This window comes from Sphingobium sp. B10D7B (assembly GCF_025961955.1).
GTDB lineage: Bacteria > Pseudomonadota > Alphaproteobacteria > Sphingomonadales > Sphingomonadaceae > Sphingobium.
Genome location: NZ_JAOQOQ010000001.1, coordinates 2,272,129 through 2,296,462 on the forward strand (window position 1 = coordinate 2,272,129; position 24,334 = coordinate 2,296,462).

At 63.7% G+C, this 24,334-nt stretch carries 18 protein-coding genes; 12 read left to right on the plus strand and 6 right to left on the minus strand.

Annotated elements, in window-relative coordinates:
* Window positions 1-104 precede the first annotated feature (104 nt).
* The 6 genes from M2331_RS10825 to M2331_RS10850 all read left to right on the plus strand — a co-directional run bounded on the left by M2331_RS10825 (window position 105) and on the right by M2331_RS10850 (window position 9,144).
* A complete protein-coding gene (locus M2331_RS10825; RefSeq protein ID WP_181560285.1) occupies window positions 105-1,346 on the plus strand; it encodes a putative DNA modification/repair radical SAM protein in 1,242 nt (413 codons plus the stop codon).
* A complete protein-coding gene (locus tag M2331_RS10830; RefSeq protein ID WP_264592362.1) occupies window positions 1,343-2,767 on the plus strand; it encodes a UdgX family uracil-DNA binding protein in 1,425 nt (474 codons plus the stop codon). Before M2331_RS10825 ends, M2331_RS10830 begins: the two co-directional genes overlap by 4 nt.
* A gap of 321 nt (window positions 2,768-3,088) precedes the next feature.
* On the plus strand, window positions 3,089-3,421 hold the full coding sequence (locus M2331_RS10835) for a hypothetical protein (RefSeq protein WP_184117263.1): 333 nt from the start codon (window positions 3,089-3,091) through the stop codon (window positions 3,419-3,421).
* A 57-nt stretch (window positions 3,422-3,478) separates the two neighbouring features.
* Complete coding sequence (locus tag M2331_RS10840) at window positions 3,479-4,753, plus strand: TolC family protein (RefSeq protein ID WP_181560287.1); 1,275 nt, start codon at window positions 3,479-3,481, stop codon at window positions 4,751-4,753.
* Window positions 4,750-5,892, plus strand: coding sequence for an efflux RND transporter periplasmic adaptor subunit (locus tag M2331_RS10845; protein ID WP_181560288.1), 1,143 nt, complete (start codon window positions 4,750-4,752; stop codon window positions 5,890-5,892). The genes M2331_RS10840 and M2331_RS10845 overlap by 4 nt, the downstream gene beginning before the upstream one ends.
* A gap of 3 nt (window positions 5,893-5,895) precedes the next feature.
* Window positions 5,896-9,144 (plus strand): efflux RND transporter permease subunit, encoded by a 3,249-nt coding sequence (locus tag M2331_RS10850; RefSeq protein ID WP_181560289.1) that lies wholly within the window; start codon window positions 5,896-5,898, stop codon window positions 9,142-9,144.
* A 530-nt stretch (window positions 9,145-9,674) separates the two neighbouring features.
* On the opposite strand, the gene M2331_RS10855 is transcribed toward M2331_RS10850, so the two are convergent.
* The gene (locus M2331_RS10855) at window positions 9,675-10,160 is read right to left on the minus strand and encodes a MarR family winged helix-turn-helix transcriptional regulator (RefSeq protein ID WP_181560290.1); all 486 of its coding nucleotides are present in this window, start codon (window positions 10,158-10,160) and stop codon (window positions 9,675-9,677) included.
* Between the two features lie 292 nt (window positions 10,161-10,452).
* Between M2331_RS10855 and M2331_RS10860 the strand changes: the two genes are divergently transcribed.
* On the plus strand, window positions 10,453-13,272 hold the full coding sequence (locus M2331_RS10860; RefSeq protein ID WP_181560291.1) for a TonB-dependent receptor plug domain-containing protein: 2,820 nt from the start codon (window positions 10,453-10,455) through the stop codon (window positions 13,270-13,272).
* Entirely contained in the window at window positions 13,269-14,657 is a 1,389-nt protein-coding gene (locus M2331_RS10865; RefSeq protein ID WP_181560292.1) for an MFS transporter, read from the plus strand. Before M2331_RS10860 ends, M2331_RS10865 begins: the two co-directional genes overlap by 4 nt.
* A 405-nt stretch (window positions 14,658-15,062) precedes the next feature.
* Here the strand turns inward: M2331_RS10865 and M2331_RS10870 are convergent, their stop codons facing one another.
* From M2331_RS10870 to M2331_RS10880, 3 genes are read right to left on the minus strand one after another with little or no spacing between them, the layout of a single operon-like run.
* Window positions 15,063-16,100 (minus strand): tetratricopeptide repeat protein, encoded by a 1,038-nt coding sequence (locus M2331_RS10870; protein ID WP_181560293.1) that lies wholly within the window; start codon window positions 16,098-16,100, stop codon window positions 15,063-15,065.
* Window positions 16,097-16,990 carry a hypothetical protein gene (locus tag M2331_RS10875; RefSeq protein WP_181560294.1) on the minus strand — a complete coding sequence of 298 codons (894 nt, stop codon included), beginning with the start codon at window positions 16,988-16,990 and terminating at the stop codon, window positions 16,097-16,099. Before M2331_RS10875 ends, M2331_RS10870 begins: the two co-directional genes overlap by 4 nt.
* A 32-nt stretch (window positions 16,991-17,022) precedes the next feature.
* Window positions 17,023-17,292 (minus strand): hypothetical protein, encoded by a 270-nt coding sequence (locus M2331_RS10880; RefSeq protein WP_184117264.1) that lies wholly within the window; start codon window positions 17,290-17,292, stop codon window positions 17,023-17,025.
* Window positions 17,293-17,453: 161 nt separating this feature from the next.
* On the opposite strand from M2331_RS10880, the gene M2331_RS10885 reads away from it, so the two are divergent.
* The 3 genes from M2331_RS10885 to M2331_RS10895 are packed head-to-tail and all read left to right on the plus strand — an operon-like array spanning window position 17,454 to window position 19,237.
* Window positions 17,454-17,765: a hypothetical protein gene (locus M2331_RS10885; RefSeq protein ID WP_220128549.1), complete on the plus strand. Its 312-nt coding sequence runs from the start codon at window positions 17,454-17,456 to the stop codon at window positions 17,763-17,765.
* Window positions 17,755-18,096 carry a hypothetical protein gene (locus M2331_RS10890; protein WP_181560296.1) on the plus strand — a complete coding sequence of 114 codons (342 nt, stop codon included), beginning with the start codon at window positions 17,755-17,757 and terminating at the stop codon, window positions 18,094-18,096. The genes M2331_RS10885 and M2331_RS10890 overlap by 11 nt, the downstream gene beginning before the upstream one ends.
* Window positions 18,097-18,145: 49 nt before the next feature.
* Entirely contained in the window at window positions 18,146-19,237 is a 1,092-nt protein-coding gene (locus M2331_RS10895; protein ID WP_181560297.1) for an ATP-dependent DNA ligase, read from the plus strand.
* Between the two features lie 60 nt (window positions 19,238-19,297).
* On the opposite strand, the gene M2331_RS10900 is transcribed toward M2331_RS10895, so the two are convergent.
* Entirely contained in the window at window positions 19,298-19,792 is a 495-nt protein-coding gene (locus M2331_RS10900) for a cupin (RefSeq protein ID WP_181560298.1), read from the minus strand.
* The gene (gene xth / locus M2331_RS10905; RefSeq protein ID WP_181560299.1) at window positions 19,789-20,598 is read right to left on the minus strand and encodes an exodeoxyribonuclease III; all 810 of its coding nucleotides are present in this window, start codon (window positions 20,596-20,598) and stop codon (window positions 19,789-19,791) included. Before xth ends, M2331_RS10900 begins: the two co-directional genes overlap by 4 nt.
* Window positions 20,599-21,171: 573 nt before the next feature.
* Here xth and M2331_RS10910 point away from each other — a divergent pair.
* Window positions 21,172-24,285 (plus strand): TRCF domain-containing protein, encoded by a 3,114-nt coding sequence (locus M2331_RS10910; RefSeq protein WP_181560300.1) that lies wholly within the window; start codon window positions 21,172-21,174, stop codon window positions 24,283-24,285.
* Window positions 24,286-24,334 lie beyond the last annotated feature (49 nt).

Below are 24,334 nucleotides of genomic sequence, written 5' to 3' on the forward strand. Positions count from 1 at the left end.
AGCGCATAGCGCAAGGCACATGGCAGTGCAATTTTCAGACGAACCGAGCCACGTTGGCCTGCTCGGTGCTTGCCGCCCCAGTCGTAAGAACATATAAAGAACAAATGAAACAGGAGACGATCACGGACCGCTTGGCGATCCTTGCCGACGCCGCGAAATATGATGCCTCCTGCGCATCGTCTGGCACGGCTAAGCGCAACAGTCGCGACGGCAAGGGGATCGGCTCGACCGAAGGCATGGGCATCTGCCATGCTTATGCGCCAGACGGGCGCTGCATCTCGCTCCTCAAGATTCTGCTGACCAATCATTGCATTTTCGACTGCCATTATTGCGTCAATCGCAAGAGCTCGAATGTGCGGCGCGCGCGCTTCACGGCCCAGGAAGTGGTCGAGCTGACGCTCAACTTCTACCGGCGCAATTATATCGAGGGCCTGTTCCTCTCCTCCGGCATCATCAAGTCTGCCGACCACACGATGGAGCAGTTGATCGAGGTCGCGCGCGCGTTGCGGGAGGATCATGGCTTCAAAGGTTATATCCACCTCAAGACCATTCCCGAGGCCGATCGCATGTTGGTCGAACAGGCCGGTCGCTGGGCCGATCGCGTCTCGATCAATGTCGAACTGCCGACCGAGCGCGGTCTGACCGATTTGGCGCCCGACAAGAATGGCGGGCAGATCGAAGGCGCGATGGCGCGGCTCGGTTCGGCCATGGTCGAGGCGAAGGATGCGCGCAAACGCTTTAAACATGCGCCGATGTTCGCGCCCGCCGGCCAATCTACCCAGATGATCGTCGGCGCGGACGGCGCCAGCGACACACAGATCATCGGCCGGGCCAGCGAATTATACGACCGCCATCGCCTGCGCCGTGTCTATTACTCCGCCTTTAGCCCGATCCCCGATGCCAGCGCCGTCCTGCCGCTCAAGCGACCGCCACTGATGCGCGAGCATCGGCTTTATCAGTCCGACTGGCTGATCCGCTTCTACGGATTTTCGACCAGCGAGGTGCAGACCGCGACCGACGATGACGGCATGCTGGCGCTCGACATCGATCCTAAATTGGCTTGGGCCTTGCGGCACCGGCAGGATTTTCCGGTCGACATCAATCTGGCCTCGCGAGAAAAGCTCCTGCGCGTGCCGGGACTGGGCACGCGGGCGGTGGCTGCCATCCTCCAAGCCCGCCGCCATCATCGTCTCCGGCTGGATGATCTCGCCCGGCTCACTCGCACGGTCACCAAGTTGCGGCCGTTCATCGTCACGGCCGACTGGCGCCCGACTGGCTTGATCGACACGGCAAACCTGCGCGCCCGACTGGCTCCGCCGCCTCGCCAGATGGAACTGTTCGGGTGAGGCCGGCCCCGCTCCAAGATCAGCCGGCGCTGTTCAATGCCGAGCTGGATGACGCCCACGATTTCGACACATGGCGTGATCTGGCCCGCGCCCTGGTCTCGCAGGGCGTCGCTCCGGAGCATATCCGCTGGTCAGCGGCATTGGACGGCGCGCGGGATTTGTTCGGGTCCAAAGATACGCCCGAGCCGGCTCGATCACCCCGCCCGGTCACGGCCAACAAGCGCTTCATCGAGTTGGCCCGCAAGGTGATCCTGCACAGCTCGGATACACGGTTGGCGCTGCTCTATCGCCTGCTGTGGCGCCTGCAAAGCGACGCGCACCTGCTTGAAAAGATGAGCGACGCTGATGTGTACGCCCTGACGCAGTTGGAGCGGCAGGTGCGCCGCGACATTCACAAGATGCGCGCGTTCGTGCGGTTCCGGCTGGCCCACGATCCCGACGGAACGGACCGCTACGTCGCGTGGTTCGAGCCGGATCATGCCATCGTGCGCGCCAATGCCCCGTTTTTCCTCAATCGGTTCGCGAGTCAGCGCTGGTCCATCCTGACGCCCGATCTCAGCCTGCACTGGGATGGCGCCCAGCTTGCGGAGGGGCCGGGCGCCGACGCCCGGGATGCCCCCGGCGAAGACGAGATCGAAGGGCTTTGGCAGCGTTATTATGCCTCCATCTTCAACCCCGCGCGGCTCAAGGTGGCGATGATGGTGAAGGAAATGCCTCGACGCTACTGGAAGAACCTGCCGGAAGCCGCCTTGATCCCTGCGTTGATTGCCGGCGCGCAGGCCCGCGAGGCTCAGATGGTCGATCAGGGCGCCGATCCCTTCCAGCGCCCGCCCCCGACGTCCCTCGGTGAGATTGCCGAGGGCATCTCGACCTGTACCGCCTGCCCGATCGGATGCAACGGCACACGCGCTGTCGCCGGCGAAGGCCCCGGCAACGCGCGGCTGATGATCGTGGGCGAGCAGCCCGGCGATTTTGAAGAGCAGCAGGGCCGGCCTTTTGTCGGCCCGGCGGGGCAGTTGCTCGACGGGCATCTGGAGACAGCCGGGTTCGACCGCGCCGAAATCCGGTTGACCAATGCCGTCAAACATTTCAAATTCGAGCAACGCGGCAAGCGTCGTCTCCACCAAAACCCGACCGCGGGGGAGATCGACCATTGCCGCTGGTGGCTCGATGCCGAAAGACGGATCGTTCAACCAACGATCGTGCTGGCCTTGGGCGCCAGCGCCGGGCGCGCCCTGCTAGGCCGGACACCCAGCATCGCCAAGGAGCGCGGCCGACCCTATCAGCTCGCGGACGGCAGCCAGCTCTGGCTCAGCGCCCATCCCAGCTATCTGCTGCGCCTAAGCGGCGAGGCGCAGGTGCGGGAACAGACTTTGTTCGCCCGCGATCTGGCGGCGGTCCGCGTGGCGCTGCAAGGTTGAGAGCGCAAGAGACGCGCTGATGCCCCGCACGGGCCTGCCGAGATCGCTCGGAAGAGGAAAAGTGAGCCGCAGGCCGTCGAACTAATCACCACCCGACCATATCGAACGTGAGTACTGGCCAAATCGGGCACGACGGGAGCCGAGAAGCGCACAGCATCGGCACAGGCGCTCAATTGTAATAATGGAGAGGGTTTACGCCTCATCGGTGCCAGGCTCAGGGCACCCTCGCGACTTCCGGCGGCGCGCCAATCAACCTTACGCATGCAGAGCTTATTTCAAAAAACACCGGTTACGTCGTGGCGTCTGGGTGATAAGGGGCGGATGATGCGCAAGCTTCTCCCTTTGCTCGCCTGCCTGATGCTGGTGCTTTCCGGCTTCGCGGGCATGGCGCACGCTGCTGAAGCGGTGGGCGGGAGCGTGCTTGGCGCCGAACTTACGGTCCACGCACCGGGTGATGGCGACGAGGTGCCTGCGGACAGCGACAATGGACTGCCGCATCATCACAATCCCTGTCACGGACATCATGTTGGAACGCCTGCAACGATCATCGGGTCACAGGCGAGCCTGGTGACGGACGATCCCGAGCGGCGCCATTTGCGCGCGCCGCTGCCGGATGCCCGCGGCGGCGTCTTGCCAAGGCCGCCCCAAGCCTGACGGTTTCGCCGGCCGGCGCATGCCGGCCTGACGATCAGCTGTCAGGAAGAATTACTCATGAAGAAATTGCTCGCGGCGATGCTCGCCGCAGCGTCCTGTGCCTCGGCGGCGCAGGCGCAACAGGGGCGCGTATCGGCCGATGCTGCGGCGTCGATCCTCACGCTTGAACAGGCCATAGCCGCGGCGGGCGGCGCAGCACCGTCAACCAACGCTGCCAAAGCCGCAATCGAAGCCGCGCGCGCTAACCAAATGGTTGCGGGCCTGCGTCCCAACCCGGTGGCGCAGGCGCAGGTCGAGAATGTCGTCGGCACCGGACTATATAGGGGGCTCCGGAGCGCGGAGACGACGATGGGCGTGACATTGCCCATCGAACTCGGCGGCAAGCGCAGTGCGCGTATGGCTGTCGCCACAGCGCAACTTTCGCGTGCGGAACTGGAAGCAGCGGTCGTCGCGGCCGATGTCCGCCTTCAGGTTACGTCGCTCTATGTCGAGGCAATCGCGGCGGAAAGACGGCTCGCAACCGCCCATGACCAGCTCAGGATCGCGAACGATGCCCTGCAGGCGGCAAAGGTGCGGGTGCAAGCCGGCCGTGCTTCACCGCTTGAAGAACAGCGTGCGGATCTCGCCAGGATCAACGCGGCGGCGAGCCTGGAACGCGCGGCCCGGCTTGCGGACGTCGCGCGGCTGAACCTCGCACGACGCCTTGGCCGTTCGATTGATGGTGCACTGGATATCGGGCTGCTGGACCAAATTCCGACAGTATCCTATGGCCCGATGATCGCGCCGTCCGCTTCCGGCACGCTCACGCTTGCGGCAGCCGACGCCGATCTTGCCGTCGCCGATGCCGGCATCCGTCTGGCGCGCGCCAACCGTGTGCCCGATCTCAATATCGGTCCGGCGCTCCGGCGTCTGGAAGCGACCAACGACACCGCCGCGGCTTTCGCCATCTCGATTGCAACCCCGCTGTTCAACAACGGCCGGGCGGCGGTGGCGCAGGCTAGTGCCGAGCGCACAAGGGCTGAGGCGCGGCGGCGCATGACGGCACTCGATGTCGATCAGGCGATCGCCGAAGCGCAAGCTGAAGCAGCCAATGCCGAAACGACCGCACGCGCGGCCGCCGGCCCGGCGCTTGCGGCCGCGCAGGAGGCGGCCCGTATCGCACGGATCGGCTATCGCGAGGGCAAGTTCAGCCAGCTCGACTTGCTCGACGCCGAGCGCACGCTCGCGGACACCCGCGTCGCTGCGATCGATGCCCTCGCCAATTATCACAATGCCCGTGCGCGGCTGGAGCGGCTGACCGCTCCCGCGCCTCAAGGGGGAAACCAGTCATGAAGAAAATCCAGCTTGCGGGCGCATTGTCGCTCGCGCTCATATTAGCTGCCTGCGGTGACGGCGCTTCGACAAACGAGACCGCGCCCGAGCAGCCCAAGGAAACCGGCCATGCGGATGAAGGCGTCATCGCGCTCTCGGCCGAACAGATCGCGGCGGCAGGCGTGCAGGTTGCCGTTCCGCTGATCGGCGGCGCCGGCACGATCGAACTGCCCGCGACGATCGATGGCGATCCGCAGGCGACACAGGTCGTCTCAGCGGCGATCGCGGGTCGTGTCGTCGCGCTTAACCGCAATCTCGGCGAAAGCGTTTCCCGCGGGCAGACGCTTGCGGTGATCGAGAGCCGCGAGGCGGCGCAGCTCAAGGGGGCGGTCGAGGCGGCCCGGGCACGGCTCGCCCTCGCCAATTCCAATCTCGCGCGCGAGCAAAGGCTGTTTTCTCAGCGCGTTTCACCTGAGCAGGATCTGATCGCGGCGCGAACCGCGGCAACCGAGGCGCGGATCGCACTCACTCAGGCGCAAAGCCAGGTTTCGGCAACTGGGGGCGGTGGGGGCGGGCTCAATCGCCTCGGCATCGTTGCCCCCCTCTCGGGCCAGGTGATCGCGCGACCTGTCGTGCTCGGTCAAACAGTTGCGGCTGACGCCGAGCTGTTCCGGGTCGCCAATCTGTCGAAGGTGTCGCTAACGCTCAGCCTCAAGCCCGAGGATGCGGGCCGCGTCCGTCCCGGTGCGCCCGTGACGGTCACCGCAGCAGGACGCTCGGCAATCGGGCAGATCAGCTTCGTGTCGCCAGCGCTCGATCCACAGACCAGGCTGGTGCCGGCGATCGCATCGCTCGACGATGGCGGCGGCGTCTGGCGCGTTGGCGAGGCGGTTACCGCGTCGGTGCAACTGGCTGGCGGCGGCGACGGTCCCGCCTCTGTGCGCGTGCTCTTGACGGCCGTGCAAACGGTCGAGGGGAAAACGGTTGTGTTCGTTCGGACGGCGACAGGCTTCAGGGTCACGCCGGTGCAGCTTGGCGATCCCGCCGGCGACACCGTGCTCGTCCGCTCTGGGCTTTCAGGCCGTGAGCGGATCGCCACCACCGGAAGTTTCACGCTCAAGGCCGAACTCGGCAAGAGCGAAGCAAGCCACGAGGACTGAACCATGATCGCCCGCATCGTCACATGGGCGGTGGAGCAGCGCTGGCTTGTCCTCGCTCTCACCGCCGTTGCCGCCGTCATCGGCGCCTATTCCTTGTCCCGCCTGCCGATCGACGCCGTGCCGGACATCACCAACAATCAGGTGCAGATCAACGTTCGTGCGCCCGCGCTCTCGCCTGAACTGGTCGAGAAGCAGGTGTCGTTTCCGATCGAAACCGCGCTCGCCGGTATTCCCGGTCTTGAGTACACCCGTTCGCTGAGCCGCAATGGCTTTGCTCAGGTCACGGCCGTGTTCACCGACGCGACCGACATCTATTTCGCGCGTCAGCAGGTCGGCGAACGCCTTGAAAGCGTGAAAGAGAGCCTGCCCGGCGGTGTCAGCCCTGAAATGGGGCCGATCGCGACGGGGCTTGGCGAGGTCTATATGTGGACCGTTCGGCTCGACCATCGGGCCGACGACAAGCATCGGCCCGGCGAGCCTGGACAGCAGCCGGACGGCAGCTACATTACGCCCGAAGGGCAACGGCTGACCAGCGAGTCCGATAAGGCCACCTATCTGCGCACCACGCAGGACTGGATCGTCACGCCGCTCCTCAAGAATGTGCCCGGCGTCGCCGGGATCGATTCGATCGGGGGCTACGCCAAACAATATCTCGTCGTGCCCGATGTTCAGAAACTGGCATCGATAGGTCTGACCCTGACCGACCTCGGCACTGCTCTTGAGCGCAACAACTCCAGCGTCGGGGGCGGGTTCGTCAATCGCGGTGGCGAAGGTCTCGCGGTCATATCGGACGCGCTGATCCGCAACGAAGCGGAACTGGCGCGAACAGTCATCGCGACCCGTGAGGGCGTACCGATCACGCTTGATCAGGTCGCCACAGTGCAGACCGGACAGGCGGTTCGGATGGGATCAGCCTCGGAGAACGGCACCGAAGTGGTGGTTGGCACGGCGATCATGCGGATCGGTGAAAACAGCCGCACCGTGGCGACCGCGGTTGCCGACAGACTGCAGGAGATCAACGCATCCCTGCCCCCCGACGTCGTCATTCAGCCGGTGCTGGATCGGACGGTCCTCGTGAACTCGACGATCAAGACGGTTGCGAAGAATCTCAGCGAAGGCGCGCTTCTGGTCATCGTCGTCCTGTTCCTGCTGCTCGGCAACTTCCGGGCGGCCCTGATCGCAGCGCTGGTCATCCCGATCACGATGGTGCTGACCGGTTTCGGAATGCTGCGCGTCGGCGTCTCAGCCAATCTGATGAGCCTTGGCGCGCTCGACTTTGGCCTCATCGTCGATGGCGCCGTCATCATCGTTGAGAATGCGCTCAGGCGTATCGCCGAACAGCAGCATCATGAGGGGCGCCTGCTCACAGTGCAGGAACGGCTCGGCAATGTTGCGAGCGCCGCGCGCGAAATGATCCGTCCCTCTGTCTACGGCCAGGCGATCATCATTCTGGTTTATGTGCCGCTGCTCACGCTCACCGGGGTGGAAGGCAAGACCTTCGTGCCGATGGCGCTCACGGTCATCATCGCGCTCGCCTTCGCCTTCATCCTGTCGTTGACCTTCGTGCCCGCGATGATCGCGATCTGGCTTTCGAAAAAGGTTGAGGAAAAGGATGGCCGGATCATCTCCTGGTTGAAGGCGCGGTACGAACCGGGCCTCGATCGGGCGATGAAGACGCCTTCGTTCACCGTCGGCGCGGCGCTTGGAAGCCTTGCGATCGCGGCGGCGGCGTTCCTCTCGCTGGGGCAGGTGTTCCTGCCGCAGCTCGATGAAGGCGACATCCTGATCCAAGCCCTGCGCATCCCGGCGACATCGGTCCAGCAAAGCCAGGCGATGCAGGTGCCGCTCGAGCAGATGATGTCGCGTCAAAAGGAGGTGAAGTTCGTCTTCTCCAAGACAGGCACGGCGGAACTGGCATCCGACCCGATGCCGCCCAATGCAACGGACATGTTCGTGATCCTCAAGCCACGGGATGAGTGGCCCGATCCGCGCCTGACCAAGGCAGAACTCGTGGAGCGTCTGGAAGGCGAGTTGGGGAAGATCCCCGGAAACGCCTATGAGATCACTCAGCCGATCCAGATGCGCTTTAACGAGCTGATTGCCGGCGTCCGCGGCGATGTCGCGGTCAAGGTTTTCGGTGACGATTTCGCATCGATGAACCGGGTGGCCGAGCAGATCGCTTCGCTTCTGCGGAGGACGGAAGGCGCGACCGACGTGAAGGTCGAGCAGACCACCGGTCTGCCGATGCTCGACATCCGCGTCAACCGCGATGCGATGGCGCGGCTCGGCGTGACGGCGCAGGACGTGCAGGACACCATCACCGCCACAATCGGCGGCCGGACGTCAGGCATGATCTCCGAGGGTGATCGACGCTTCCCGGTGGTCATCCGCCTTTCCGAGGCCCAACGTGCCGACCTTGGCGCACTGGCCCAGATCCAGGTGCCGGTCGCTGGGGGCGCCTATGTTCCGCTGTCGAGCGTCGCGACGATTGCTGTGGTCGACGGGCCGAACCAGATCAGCCGCGAGAACGGCAAACGCCGCGTCGTTGTCCAGGCCAACGTCCGTGGCCGCGATGTGGGCAGTGTCGTTGAAGACGTTCAGGCAGCGATTGCGAACGAGGTGCGCCTGCCTGCGGGCAGTTATCTCGAGTGGGGCGGGCAGTTCGAGAATCTCGCTTCGGCAAGCGAGCGGCTGAAACTAGTCGTGCCGGGCTGCTTCGTCATCATCCTGTTGCTGCTCTACGGTGCGCTCGGCAATGTTCGGGACGCAGCGATCGTTTTCACCGGCGTGCCCTTCGCGCTTGTCGGCGGCGTGTTGCTGCTATTCGTGCGCGGGATGGACTTCTCGATCTCGGCGGCGGTGGGGTTCATCGCGCTGTCGGGAATCGCGGTGTTGAACGGGCTGGTCATGGTCAGTTCCATTCAGGATCTGATCGGCAAGGGCATGAGCCGCGCCGAGGCGGCACGAACGGGCGCGATCCAACGCCTGCGGCCCGTCGCCATGACTGCGCTGGTCGCAAGCCTGGGCTTTGTGCCCATGGCGTTTGCCAGCGGCTCCGGAGCCGAGGTCCAGAAGCCGCTGGCGACCGTGGTGATCGGCGGCCTGATATCCGCAACGCTGCTGACGCTGTTCGTTCTTCCGACACTCTATGCCCGCTTTGGACAACGCGCTGTCCGGCGGCGCGGTCATCCGATGACCTCGGACAAGCGTCACCCGCTCTTGTCAAAGCCGGTTAGTCAGACGCGCGAATGATGCGCACTTGAGGTGGTTCGAATGGTCATGTGACGCGCCGCAAGGAAGAAATGCCAGGCGGGCCATACCATCGCTGCGAGGCATCCCATGATCACCCATTGCGTGGCCTGGGATGTCGCGGAGCGGCATGCGCTGGCCACTTCCGGGGCGCTCCCGGCGGCCGCGCCGCCGGGGCACGTGCTCGAAAAACTACCTTGCCCAACGGCACCGAAGAGATGAGCCGCCAGCAGATCGATCCCCAGGCCCGCGAGCAGCGCACCGAAACCCATCGCGATCAGACTGAGACAGAAGCTCGCGATGACCGATTGTCATCTGCCATATATCGTTGGGGCGCCGCGGCGATCCGCACATGAGATGGGTATTGGACGGCAAAGTCTTGTGGCGCCTCGCGGATGCGTAGCAGGCAGCGGTTGATCGCAGGCCGGTTGCGGTCCAGGGGAGAGGTTGGGACGTTCGCCAGAGGCGCTATGCCGGGACCGTCTTCGGCGGAGCGACGACGGAGGGGTCCTGAGCACGGAGCAACCTGAGCTCTATTCCTTGCCTCGCCCATAATTCTCGATCGCCTGGCTAACCCGCTGGAGGACGGAGAGACAGGTCTCCAGCTCAGAGCGGGAGACGTCGCTGAGCAGTGCGTCCCTTATGTCACTGACCTCCTGCGAGATCGCCTCGATGATCGGATGCGCCGCTGGCGTAAGGTGCAGGTTCTTGACCCGGCGATCCGTGCTGCTCTCGCGCCGCTCAAGCAGCCCCTGACGGACGAGCTCGTCCACGATGGCCACCAAAGTGGCGCTGGTGACGGACATATGTTCCGCCAGTTCGGTCTGGGTAATCCCCGGCTGCAGTCGCGCCCAGGCGAGCACCCGCCAGCGGGGCTGTGTCTGGCCCGCGAAGCGCAGATGTTCATCCAGCAGATTGCGCCACGCGCGGCCGGTGCCGACCAGCCACCACGACATCTGCACCCGCAAATCGGCATCCGAACCGGGTTCCTGACCACGGGCGGGCGGCGGTCCTGGCACGAACCGCGCCTTCGCATCCTTTGCGGAAAAGGGCGCGATTTTCGGCGAATCCTTTGCGTCTTTCGACCTTCCCATCATCGCCCTCCTGCCTTGTTGGTCTTGATGCTTCAACACCCATTGCCTTCACTTTAAAAGATAGGATATGAATTACTAGGCGCCCTAAACATTAGGGCGGTAAATTCATGTCCATGCGTGCTCTATGCCGTGCCACACAGGCGCGGTCGAGCGAACGATATGGGCAGAGACTGGGGAGAGGATTGCAATGCTGGCGCTTCGTCAACGAGTTCGGGTTTTGAGAAATTCTGCGGCCATTCTGGCGATGGCTGCGATCGGCGTGGCCTCTGCCGCGCACGCGCAGAATCAGGGCGGTGCAGCACCGCAGGCCGAGGATCAGGCCGCATCCGGTTCGCAGGAGATCGTCGTGACGGGCTCGCGCATCACGCGTGGTGGTTTCACCGCGCCGACTCCCGTCACCGCGATCGGTCGCGACCGACTCGAGACGACTGCCGCGACGAATATTGGCGATGTGCTGAGCCAGTTGCCCAGCTTTCGGGCCACCTCCAGCCCTTCCGCCACGCAGACGACGCCCGGCAATGCCGTCGGCTCCCGCGTGCTGGAACTGCGCAGCCTTGGCAGCGAGCGCACCCTGGTGCTGGTCAATGGCCGTCGGTTCGTGCCGACGACAGCGCGCGGGACGGTCGACACCAACTATATTCCCGGCATCCTCATCGATCGCGTTGACGTCGTGACCGGCGGTGCATCGGCGGCCTATGGTTCGGACGCGGTTGCGGGCGTCGTGAACTTCATCCTCAACAACAAGCTCGATGGCCTTCGCGCCGAGGCCCAGTCGGGCATCTCGCAGCGCGGCGACGACCGCACGATCTTCCTCTCGGCGGCCGGCGGCACATCCTTCGCCGGTGGCCGGGGCCACGTCGTGTTCGGCGGGGAGTATGAAGACAATGATGGCCTGGCGGACTGCTATCAGGCCCGCTCGCTGTGCGCGCAGGAGTGGACGCTTGTCGGCCGCCCGGCTGGCGCGGCCGGTGCGGGCGCCCCGGCGCTGAGCATTCTCAACAATGTCCACACCGCCACCATAGCCCCGGGCGGCCTTATCCTCAGCAATGGCCCCCTCAAGGGCCTGCAGTTCCTGCCGGATGGGACGACAGCGCCCTATGAGGTCGGCAGGCTCGCGGGTTCGCTGTTTCAGCAGGGCGGCAGTGGGAAGGGCCAGAACGCCTTCCTCGCCGGCTTGCTTCTCAAGGTGCCGGTCGAGCGCTTCAGCACCTATGGCCATGCCGAATATGAATTCAGCGACGCGCTCAAGGCCACGCTGGAAGCATCCTATGGCGAAGTCCGCGCTTTCTCGGTGAGTGCACAGCTGCGCGACAGCACAGGCTCGCTGATCGGTCCGGTCCGCCGCGACAATCCATATCTCCCCCGGTCGGTCACGGACGTCATGGATGCCAACGGCATCACCCAGTTCAACATGGGCCGCGCCGGGCTCGACCTCGGCAATGCCCGCGGCGCGACCAAGAGCACTGCCTTCCGCATCGTCGGTGGCCTCTCCGGCGCCATCACCGATCGCTGGACGTGGAACGCCTACTATCAATATGGCCGCAGCACCTATCATCAGGAAGCGACCAACAACCTCATCCGCTCGCGCCTGCTGCTCGCGGCCGATGTTACCTCCGGCCCCGGCGGCACGCCCATCTGCCGCTCGACGCTCACCAACCCGACCAATGGCTGCCAGCCGCTCAACCTGATCGGCGCGGGCCGCTTCAGCCAGGAGGCGCTCGCCTATGTCACCGGCACATCGATGCTCGACCTGAAGATCACCCAACAGGTTGCTGCGCTGGACGTGCAGGGCGATCTCGTCGACTTGTGGGCCGGCCCGCTCTCGCTGGCGGCCGGCGCCGAATATCGCCGCGACGAGGTGAATGGCTCGACGGACCCGCTCTCGCCGACCGGCGCCTTCTACGTCTCCAACTTCGCTGCTTCCAACGGCAAGGTCGAGGTCAAGGAAGCATTCGTTGAGGCGGTCCTGCCGTTGCTCAAGGACAGTGCGCTGGGCAAGAGCCTGGAACTGAACGGCGCCGCGCGCCGCACCGACTACAGCACGAGCGGCGCGGTCACCACCTGGAAGCTCGGCGGCGTCTATGAGCCGGTCGATTTCCTGCGCCTGCGTGGCACGCTCTCGCGCGATATCCGGGCGCCCAATGTGAACGAGCTGTTCGGCTCGGTCACGCGCAGCTTCTCGTCCTTCACCGATCCGGTGACGAGCAAGCAGGGCCTGATCGAAATCGTCTCGGGCTCGAATAATACGCTGCGCCCGGAAAAGGCCGATACCTTCACGGCCGGCGTGGTGCTGAGCAACCTGTCGTTTCTGCGGGGCTTCAATCTCTCGGTCGATTATTACAATATCCGCGTGAACGACGCGATCGCGCAGATCGGCTCATCGACCATCGCGACGCGCTGTCTGGTGAACAACGCGACCGAGTTCTGCCCGCTGATCACGCGGAACGGGGCAGGCGAAGTCACCCTGATCAACGACCGTCTGCAGAATGTGAATGGCTTCAAGACCCGGGGCTTGGACATCGAGGCGAGCTATCGCACCCGCATCGGTGCCGCCGCATCGCTCGACCTGCGGCTGCTGGCGACCAAGACGTTCGATCTCATGATCATCGACAGCGCCGGTTCGGTCGACCGCGCCGGCCAGACCGGCTTCCGCGCCAGCAACACCCCCGGCGTGCCGGACTATGTGCTGGACGGCATGGCGACCCTCAAGGCCGGGCCTTTCAGCGTGAGTGCGCATGGCCGCTACATTCCCGAGGGCAAGTTCCTCGTCGAGTTCGTCGGCCCCGAGGATGCAGGCTACAGTGTCGGTCTCGCGAACAGCATCAGCACCAATCGCGTCGCCGCCCGCTTCTATGCGGACCTCACGCTGGGCTGGAACGTGAAGGCCGGCCGCAGCGATTTCGAATATTTCATCGCGATCCGTAACCTGTTCGACAAGGATCCGCCGATTGCGCCCAGCGCGGTGGGTATCACCAATCAGGTGCTATTCGATCAGGTCGGGCGCGCGTTCCGCGTCGGGGTGCGTCTCAAGCGATGAGCGAGCCGGTCGGCACGCAAGCCACGGGTCAGACGCAGCCGGCATCGGCCGGCGCGTCTGGAGCCGGCGACGATTGGCCGTCGCCGGCCCGCGCTTGGTACACGATCTGGCTGATCGCCTTCGTGACCATGCTCTCCAATGTCGACCGGAACATCATCAATCTGCTGGTCCAGCCGATCAAGCGCGACCTGGCGCTGAGCGACACCCAGATCAGCCTCATCATCGGCTTCGCCTTTTCGTCGGCCTATATGGTCGTCGGCTTGCCGATGGCTCGCGTCGCGGATCAGCGCAGCCGCAAGATGATCCTGACGGCCGGCCTGACGGTGTGGAGCCTGGCCACTGCGCTCTGTGGCATGGCCAGGAGCTTTGGCGGACTGTTTTTCGCGCGCGGCGTCGTCGGGGGCGCGGAGTCCGTCGCCGGCCCCTCGTCCATGTCGATGATCTCGGACATGGTGCCAAGGTCAAAGCTGCCGCGTGCCTTCGCGGTCTATCAGCTCGGCATCAGCGCCGGTCAGGCCACGGCGTTGTTGGCTGGTGGCCTGCTGGTGGCGTTCTTTGCCGGGATGGGACCGGTCCACATCCCGGTTCTGGGCGAGATGCGCGAGTGGCAGCTCGTCTTCCTCGTCTGCGCTCTGCCAGGGCTGGCAACCGCCTTGCTCTTTCTCTTCACCGTGCGGGAGCCGGTGCGCCGCAATCGCCGCGGCAAGGGCAGCGTACCGCTGCGCGAGGTCGGGGCGTATCTCTTGTCAAACCGCATATTGTTCCTTCCCCTGTTCCTCAGCATCGGCATCGGCGCGATCGAGACGACGGGCCTCATGACGTGGCGCGCGGCCTTTTATGAGCGCACCTATGGCTGGGGACCGGCGCAGATCGGGCCGCTGCTGGCGCTGTCGCTCCTCATCTCCACGCCGATTGCGTTGACGCTGGGCACCTGGTTTGCGGAATATATGGGCAAGCGCGGCAATCCCGATGCGATGGCGCGGGTCTGCTTCTATTCGCAAGCACTGTCCGCTCCCTTCGCGATCGCCACCTCGCTCATGCCCAGCCCCTGGCTCGCCTTCTTCTGCGGCATGATCTCCTCGATCATCGGCCTCGCCAGCGCGCCTGCGCAGAATGCCGCGATCCAGATGGTTACGCCCAGCGAGATGCGGGCTCAGATCAGCGCTGTGTATCTCTTCACCATCAGTGTCATCGGCAATGGCCTCGGGCCGCTGCTCATCGCGCTCGTGACAGATTTCCTGCTGAAGGACGAGAGCATGCTGCGCTATTCGATGGCGTTCTTCGCCGCCGTAATGGCCCCCGGCGGCGCGGCGCTCATGTATCTGGCGATCAAACCTTATGCTCAGGCTGTAAGGAGTTCTGGTTTTGGGGAGGCTTCCCGCTGAGGAGAGCCCTGAGGACTGGCTTCTATGAGGCTGAACGAACGGCAGCTTTCCATTGCTTCCACGTCGAAAGCTGTCGTTCCGGCCAGTCCTTCTGACGCTCGCGACGTCCGCTTTGGCGGCGCCTCTAATCGCAGTATTCGCTTTCCGACCAGCGTCTAACCAACCAGAGGTTCAAGTTCTTCCCCACGCCGATAGTATCCCGTCTTGCCGACAGTTGCCGATCAAGCGGGCCGGAGCGGATAAGCGCTGCTTCGAAGGGCTCAGCAAGATTGCTCAGTGCTCGACTTGTCTCGTCCGCACCGTGTTTGGAAGACGCAGCCCGTCGAGCATCGTCCGGGGACTGCTTTTATGCCTCTATGGATCAGCCCAAGCATTCCCAAGGCAGATCAACCCGGGGCGCGCACCTCAGCGCTGTTCCTTTCCGCCATCCTCGACCGCGCTTGAAGCGCTCGCCGCAGCGTGTGCATCGGCGAGCGCCTTCCTCACCTTGCCGGCGAAGGAAGCCTTCGGGTCCAGCTTCAGGGATCGCTCCAGCAAGGCAATCGCTCGCGCAAGATTGCGATCTCGACCGTGCTGGCCCTCCAGATTGGCTTTCCCAATCATGAAGCAGCTTTCCGCCTCCCCGATCCCGCACGCCTTGTCGAACATGTCGAGCGCGCCGCTCCGGTCTTTACGGACTCCCTGGCCCCGATGGATCATCATCGCGAGATTGCCGCAGGCGCTCGCGTCGTCAGCCTGACACGTCTTCTCGAACAATTCTGCCGCTCGCGCGTAGTCACGCGACACGCCGAGGCCGTCGCGGTAGAGAACGCCGAGGTTATAGCATGATTTGTCATCGCCCGCGTCGCAGCCCTGCCCGAAAAGGCGCGCGGCTTCTGCATGATTACGGCGCAGTCCCTTGCCCAGCGAATAGGCAGCGCCGAGGTTCATGCATCCGTCGGACGATCCCTTGTCGCAGGCTTCCCGGAAGAGAGCAGCGGCACGGACGTCGTCCTTCACAACGCCATCCCCGCGAATATAAGCGAGACCCAGGTTCGAGCATCCGGTGGCATCGCCGCTCCGGCAGGCATAGGCGTAATAAGCAGCGGCTCGGTCCATCGACAGGGCGACGCCCTGCCCCTGCCCATAAGCGAAGCCGGCCATGGTGCAGCTTGCCATGTCACCGAGATTGCACGCCTTGCCGGCAAAATAGGTCGCCCGCACCAGATCGCGTGCGACACCCCGGCCTTCACGGTAGCGCTCGCCCAGGTCGGCGCAACTGTCCGCATGCTCTTCGTCGCAGCGCGTGACAAGGTCCGGCACGGAGGTCGGCGCGTCCTCCTGTGACGGCTCCATTTGCGGTGGCGTTTGCGTTGCTGTCGCGGCTTCCTGCGCCTGCGCAGGAAGCACCACGAAGAAGATTGCCAGCGCGAGGACGACTATGGGCCGCAAGGCCGATGTCATCCCCCTTGTCCCTCGGCCGCGTCACGGACGAGCTGTGCGCGAAAGTGCAGCGATTGCGGCGTAGCCTCAAGCACGTCGATCATGAAATCGCCGATGTGAACCGTCTTTTGCGTTTGCGGAACGCGCATGGGCTGGCCAGAACCGGCATGGGCGAGGTCGTCAATGCTGTAGCCACGCTTCTCGAACACCAACTCGCCGTTCTGCACCCCCAGATAGGCAATGTCGTAAATCTGACCGACCACATCCGTGTCATAATCACTGACGATGGGGATCTGCACACCCTTCGCATAATCCCGTGGCGGAACGACGGCATGTCCCGCCAGCGCGATCTGCGGCGTGCCGAAGGTTTCAACGCCGGGCGCCTTCGAGCGAATGACCGGCACCTCGGGATCAAGCCGCATGCGTTCGTGGATTGCCTTCGGGCTTTCCGACGCGTGGGTGTCAGCGATCAGAGCCTCGGCAAATGCGACTTCGTCGATCTGCAGGGGGAAGCCGTCGCTCTGCGCGCGATCCGCGGCGCAGACGAACTGCAATTGCGCATCGCCGATCGTGTCGGGCAGGACGGCTTCGGTCGGAAAGCGCACCGCGGTCTCGTCGAGCCGTTGATCCTCAGCGTCATAGCGCATCGCCATATCCCAGCTTTCGGTGCGTTTCTTACAGTCGGTCACCATATAGGCGCGGATGAGGGCCGCTGGATCATTGGGATCGCGGATCACCTGGCTGGCCTGATACCGGACGATATCGCCCTCACGCTCGATGGAGCCCACATCGACGAACAGAACCCGGTCTGCGCCCTGTGCCACGAACCACCATTGCGAGGAGCGCGCCTGGGCCGCCATCGGCGCCAGCGCGAGCAGGCCGCATAGCAACGTAGCAATTTTGCCGTTCAACAGCTGTCCTTTCCTCATGGTCATTCGCCGGCCTATTGCGCCTCTGGCGCGCCTAGCGGCTCAATGGATTTGCCATCCTTGGTACAGGTGAACCGCGACGCGCGCAGTGGCGGTTGCACGCTCACCGCATCTGCCCGCCAGATTTGCCCCTGTTCTGGGCTGGACGTCATCGCACTGCGGTCGATACGCATGCCCGCCTCCGGCGCCAGCTCCTCTTCGAAAAACCGAACGCACTTTTGAACGGCGGTGTCCGTGATCCCGGCAATCGCGACCTCATCTTCGCCGATCCCGACGGCCAGCATGCCAGCGACAGGATCTGCCCTCACCACATCTTGCGGTGGAGCCGCAGCAGCGAGGAGGACTGTTATCGTCAGCATAGGATAGACCTTTACAGGAGGAACAGGCTCTGTGGGCTCTGGCGCCCAAACGCTTCGCGGCAAAGGCTGAAGCATCATCGTCCGCGGTGCGCAAGTGGGATGGCAAATGGCTAAGTACGTTGCTTCGTGCCGCGGGCTATCCTCGCGATACGCTGCGGCTGCGTGACAGCGATGCGGCTCAGCGCGAAACAGTCGAGCGCATTCTGGCTCCTTTCCTACCGTCGGAACAGCTTGCGGAAGAAGTCGCGAACCTCCTTACGCTCGCCGAGGTGCGCGAGATTGAAGTTCCTCCCGCGCATCGCGCGCTGGCCGATGCACAGGTCGAGAGGGCACGCTGGTGCGCGGTGCGCGATGCAGCCCTCGCGCGCGCTGACGAACTGAGCGACCATGCCCGATAGCCCGCGTAAGGCCGGCCATCATCCGGTCACGCCCGACGGACGTTACTTCGTGGTGCGCGGCCGGTTGTGGCGCATGTCAGACCCGGGGCTGTCCGAAGAGAGACGCGCACGTCTCGTCAAAACGTTGATGGCCGCACGCCGGGCGGTCGGTACCGCCAGACGCGCTCATTACAAATCAGCCGAGGATTGCGCGCACGGCGAAGTTGACGAAGCTAAGCGAGCCCTCGGCGAGCGCGGTCCCGTGTGGTGGACTGATGGCGCGCCCGATCTCAATCGCCGCATGGTCCGTACGACGGTCTACGCTGAATGGTTCGCCAGTCTTTCAAGCTGAGCCGTTTCGATGATAAGCAACCGCTATCCTGGCCAGGGGTTATCCCGGCATGGCTCGCTCGAAATCAACCCATACCACTGGCGGCAGCAAGGCTCCGCTTGCGCCCATGGAAGCGGTTTTGGTCGAGGAACTGCCCTCCCCACCCGGCTGGCAGTATGAACCCAAATGGGATGGCTTTCGCGCGATCGCTGCGCGCGATGGTGACGATATCGAGATCTGGTCCAAATCGGGCAAGCCGCTCGGCCGCTACTTTCCGGAAATGATTGCCCATATTCGCAACCGTCCTGAGAAGCACCTGCTCCTTGACGGTGAACTGGTGATCCCGATCGGCGATCATCTCTCCTTCGATGCGCTTCAGGCCCGCCTCCATCCCGCTGCCTCGCGCATCGCCAAGCTCTCGAGGGAGACACCCGCGCAGCTTATCCTGTTCGACGCGCTGGCAATCGGCAGCAGCAACCTTCGCGACAAGCCGCTGGCGGAACGACGGGGCGCGCTTGAGGCGCTATACAGCTCGATAGCCAATTCATCACTGATCCTGTCGCCGGCCTCAGAATCGCTGGAGCAAGCAAAAACCTGGCTCGCCGAAACGGGCGGCGCCCTTGATGGCGTGATCGCCAAGGCGCTCGACGAGCCCTATCGACCAGGGGAACGCGCGATGCGGAAGGTGAAGCAATTGCGCACGGCCGATTGCGTGGTTGGCGGATATCGCAAGACTGCCAAGGGCGATGTCGCCTCACTGCTCCTTGGGCTCTATACTCAGACTGGTCATCTCGATCTTGTCGGATTTAGCTCGGGTTTCCCCGCTACCGAGCGCAAGGCCCTGATCAAAACACTCAAGCCGCATGAAGGCGGGCCGGGGTTTACCGGAAAGGCGCCCGGCGGACCCAGCCGCTGGAATCCTGACAAGAGCGGCGATTATATTGCGCTCGATCATGGGCTGATCGCCGAGGTCATTTATGACCAGATCACCGCATGCCGGTTCCGCCACGGTACCCGCTTTCACCGCTGGCGCCCTGACAAAGCGCCCGCGCAATGCACGTTCGATCAGTTGGTGCGAGAGTTGAAGCCTGCCGAACTCATTCAACTCGTCGAAAAGAGCGAGGAAATCGGGAAGAAACTTCCGCCCGAAGACCTGACCTAAGCGAAGGGGACGACGCGGATCGACGCACTGAAAGCAGAGCTGTCTCGCGGCTGATCCTTCTTATGCCCCGATCCGCGCGCCCGTTTCGCCAGTCACGGGATCGCGACGGGGTTCAGGCACAGCGGCCATTCGCGCCTCGGCGGCATCGTTGGCCCCTTCCCGGCAGATGTCCCAGCTCAGCCCTTTCGGGTACGCGCCAACAACCTGAAAATCTTCGCTGGACGCGACGCAGCGGTGGCCGGTGCCGACGGGCAACATCACCGCATCGCCCGCCACGACCTCGCCCTGCCGGCCGTCAGGTCCACCGAGTTCGAGCGTCGCCCTTCCGGCAAACACGCCGAGCGCTTCATGCGTGGTCGAATGATAATGATGATAGTCGAACACACCGTCACGCCAATCGGGCGGCCAGCCATTCTCCGCGAACAGCGCTTCGAACCGTTCGGCCAAATCCGAGTTACCGCCCTGCAATACGCCGCGATAGACGATCACGGGCAACCGATCGTTGTTCGGCACCCAGCCGTTTTTGCCCAGGAGGAAGCTTTCAGTCTCCATCATGACATAGCTTTCGGGGTTCTTTTGCGTTTGGGCTTATCGGCAAGCTCGATCCAAACTGGCGCATGGTCGCTCGTTTTTTCCCAGCTACGCACATGGGCGTCAACCTGAGCATCGACCAGTCGGCTGGCGAGGGCCGGGCTGAGCAGCAGATGGTCTATTCTAAGGCCTGCATTTCGGCCGTAGGCGTTCCGGAAATAATCCCAGAAGGTGTAGATGACTTCGCCGGGATGAAGCGTGCGAAGCGCATCTGTCCAACCTTGGTCCAGCAACCGGAAATAGGCCGCCTTCACCTCAGGCGCGAACAGGGCGTCGTCGAGCCAGCGCTCGGGCTTATAGACGTCCAGATCGGTGGGCATGACATTGAAGTCACCAGCAAGCATTACTGGCAGCCCGGTTTCGAGCAACCCGGCAGCGTGATCGATCAGCCGCTCGAACCAGCGCAGCTTATAGTCGAATTTGGGGCCAGGTCGGGGATTGCCATTCGGGAGATAAAGCCCGCCAATCAGGATACCGTTGACCGCCGCCTCGAGGTACCGGCTTTGGCTCGGGTCCGGGTCGTCGGGAAGCCCTCGCCGGGTCTCGTGAATTTCTCCGACGCGGCTCAGCATCGCGACGCCGTTCCAGGATTTCTGGCCGTGCCAGATGACATTATAACCAAGATCGCGGATGGCGCCTTCGGGAAAGCGCTCCTGCGGTGCTTTCAACTCCTGGAGCACGACGACATCGGGTTCAGCTTCTTCCAGCCAACGGAGGAGGACAGGCAGCCGGCCGTTGACGCCGTTCACATTGTAGGTCGCGATCTTCACCGCCGAGCACCCGCATGTCCGGCAGCACCCCGTCGGCGCCCGCCCAAGCCTATGAAGACCTCTGGACCGACGCGCTTCATCTGCGCCACATCATGAATCCCGCCAATGGCATATCCACGAAATCCTTTGGCATGAGAGTCGTTCCAGCTTGGTCTAAGGAAGGTTCCAGCGGCCCAACGCACGTCGCTCACCCGCGGAAATGCTCGTTGAGCCGAGTGCAACCGCCGCTAAGGACGCGTTTACTTGCGGGGACGCAAATCTGCCGGTCGATGGATCAGGGGGGCAGTCTCAACATTGACAAGCTAGGGGCTGATGCAGCGAAGGCGGCGCATCGTTGACCAACGTCGGAAGTTCCGATCAGGACAATCAACATAAATCAGACTAAATTTGCTCGCGACCCTGCGACCAGGGGCGAACGTGCGCGTTTCAGGCTTCCTATCGTCCAGTGCAGGAGCAGACCCTGGAAGACTTTGCAGGCCGGATTGCGGCCGCGGCCACTATGATCGCCGCTACGATGGCCGCTGCCAATATCGGGCCGCGAACTGCGGTCGATCTCGCCGGAGAGAACGCGAAATGAGCGGCGGGCATGGAGTGGGTGTACGGGCCCTGACACTATGGAAAGCGCTGCAAGCCGAGGACGTTCTCTATCTTGCCGATGATGAACAGGAAGCGGAGGCGCTGGCCGCCGCCCTCGGCAAGCTAGCGCCCGAGAACGTTGTCATCTTCTTACCATCAAGTGACACACCGCCCGGCGACAGTGCTCCTGCTTCACCTGCGAACATTGGGCAGCGTGTTGCCGCGCTGCGCATGCTCAGGCGCTCCATGCAGGCGGGCGGCGTCAAGCCCATCGCTGTGGTAATGAGCGGCGAAGCGGCGGCAAGGCTTTATCCGGATCCATCCGCCTTTGACGCCGCGCCGCCTACGCTGAGGGAGGGCGACAAGATCGATCCTGCGGGGTTTGCGCAGGACATGAACGCGATTGGCTATGTCAGTGACGACCGCGTAGACGAACCGGGCGAGATCGCGGTGCGGGGTGAAGTCATTGATATCTATCCGGCGGATGCCGGTGCGCCCGCTCGCATCGAGATTTCTGATGGGCAGATCGCCAGCATCCGGCATTACGACCCGGCGACCCAGCTTAGCACTGGAGATTGCGAAGCGCTGGAGATCGGCCGCGCGCTGGAGCCAACGGATGGTCGGCGTTGCAGCGTTTTCGCTCATCTTCGGCCGGGGCGCCTGTTTCAAAGTGGAAAAGCCGACCAGCGCCGTCGTCGATTTGCTCGACTGGCAGCTGAGACAGGGGGCGAACAGCCGGCGGACGCCGTGGCGGAAGGTGAGTGGAGGGCGGGCGAAGAAGGCTGGAACACAAGTGAGATTACCGATGCTCAAATCGAAGCACTCCCCCGTTTCGCTGAGCAACGCGCACCACTCAACGCGATGGTCCGGTTTGTGAAGCCGCGACTTGATTCCGGCGACCGATTACTGCTCGTTGGAAGCGAGCGGGATGTCCGATTCCTGCGGTCTCGCATCGCGCGCAAATTGGGTCTCGAATTGCGGGACGTGGCCGATCTCGGTTCCGTTCTCGCGTGTCCAAAGTCGAGCGGTGGCGCTTTAATTGCGCCGATCGACGGGGGCGCGGTCGGAGACGGGTTGATCATGCTGGCGGCCGCCGATCTCTTGGGCAGCCGGGCGTTGCTGAACGAGGCCCCGGAGACGGCATCGTCAGAAATTGCGCGCGCAGGCGGCGATATTCGCGTGGGCGATGTGGTCGTCCATGAAGACCATGGCGTCGCGCGAGTCCTCGGGCTCAATGCTGCGCCAGCCGAGGGCGGATCGGAAGCGATCATTTTGGAATATGCCGGCGGTACCCGCCGACTGGTGCCTGCCGGAGAGGCGGGGCGTATCTGGCGCTATGGCGCCGATGCGGACGCAGTAAAGCTCGACAAGCTTGATGGCACGAGCTGGGCAAAGCGGCGTGGCGAGATCGACGAGACCGTCGCGGCGAGCGCAAAGGCGCTTTTGAAGCTGGCGCAACAGCGCATGAATACAAAAGCCCCTTCACTGGAGCCGGAGGTGGCTGCCTATGAGCGCTTCGTTGCGACCTTCGCGTTCAATGAGACGGCTGATCAGGCGCGGGCCATCGCAGCCGTGCGCGATGATCTTGCCAGCGGTCGTCCAATGGACCGACTGATCATTGGCGATGTAGGCTATGGAAAGACCGAAGTTGCCCTCCGGGCTGCGGCATTGGCTGCCCTAGCCGGGCATCAAGTCGTAGTCGCAGCGCCGACTACCGTGCTTGTGCGCCAGCACCTGGAAACGTTCGAGCGCCGCTTCGCAGGGCTGGGAGTCAAAGTCGCTAGCCTATCCCGCCTTTCGAGTGCGACAGAGAAAAAGGTCGTCAAGGCGGGCTTGGCGGACGGATCGCTCGACATCGTCATCGGAACGAGCGCGGTAATGGCGAAGGACGTGCGCTATGCGAAGCTGGGTCTCGTTGTCATAGATGAGGAGCAGCGTTTTGGTGCAGCTGACAAGGCGAAGCTGCGCGGCCGGGCCGACGTCCATTTGCTCGCGATGAGCGCAACCCCGATCCCGCGAACACTCCACCGGGCGATGATCGGACTTCAGCAGATTTCCGTCATCGCAACGCCGCCAGCGCGCCGCCAGCCGATCCGTACCAGGCTTGCCGAGCCGAACGACGCGCAGATGAGAACGGCGTTGCTACGCGAGCGCTCGCGGGGCGGGCAAAGCTTCGTCGTCGTGCCACGGATCGAGGATCTCGCGCCTCTCTCGGAGCGATTGCGGCGCATCACGCCCAATCTTGTGCTGATCGAGGCGCATGGCAAGCTGCCGGCGGCGGAAATTGACGCGGCTATGGTCCGTTTCGCCAATGGCGAGGGCGATGTACTCCTCGCAACGAATATTATCGAGGCGGGTCTGGACGTGCCGCGCGCCAATACCATGCTCGTTTGGCACGCCGACCGTTTCGGCCTCGCCCAGCTTCATCAACTGCGCGGACGGGTCGGCCGTGGCAATAGGCGGGGACAGGTCATGCTGTTCACCGAGGGTGGGACGATTGCCGAGCAGACGATGAAGCGCCTGCGAACGCTTACGACTTACGACCGACTTGGCGCGGGATTCGAGATAAGTGCAGCAGACCTTGATCAGCGCGGTGCCGGCGATCTGTTAAGCGATGCTCAGGCGGGGCATATGAAGCTCATGGGCGTCGACCTTTACCAGCATTTATTTGAGGCGGCGTTGAAGGCCGCACGCGGCGAGGATGACGGGCTTTGGCTCGCGGAGGTGAATGTTGGAACGGCCGGCGCGTTGCCCGAGGACTGGATTCCCGACGTCGACATTCGTCTGGGTCTCTATGTGCGGATCGCCAGGGCGAGCGACGAAGGAGAACTCGAAGCCTTACAAGAAGAGCTGATCGATCGGTTCGGCTCGCTCCCGGATGCTGCTGAGCGACTTCTTGCGATCGCGCGGATCAGGCTGCTCGCTCGATTGGCCCAGATAGAGAGGGTCGACGCAGGACCTGCAGCAATTGCGCTGACCCCGCGCGGACGGCGCAGGAAGGTCCCGACCGGGCTGGTCCATAAAGACGGACGCTGGCTGCTCAAGGAGCGGATCGCTGAGGAAGAGCAACTGGAGCGGCTGGCAGGCGTGCTGCACGCCATCGCGCCATAATCGCATTGGTTCTGTCGCTGCGTTTCTTACACCTTTGCGACGCGCTTTT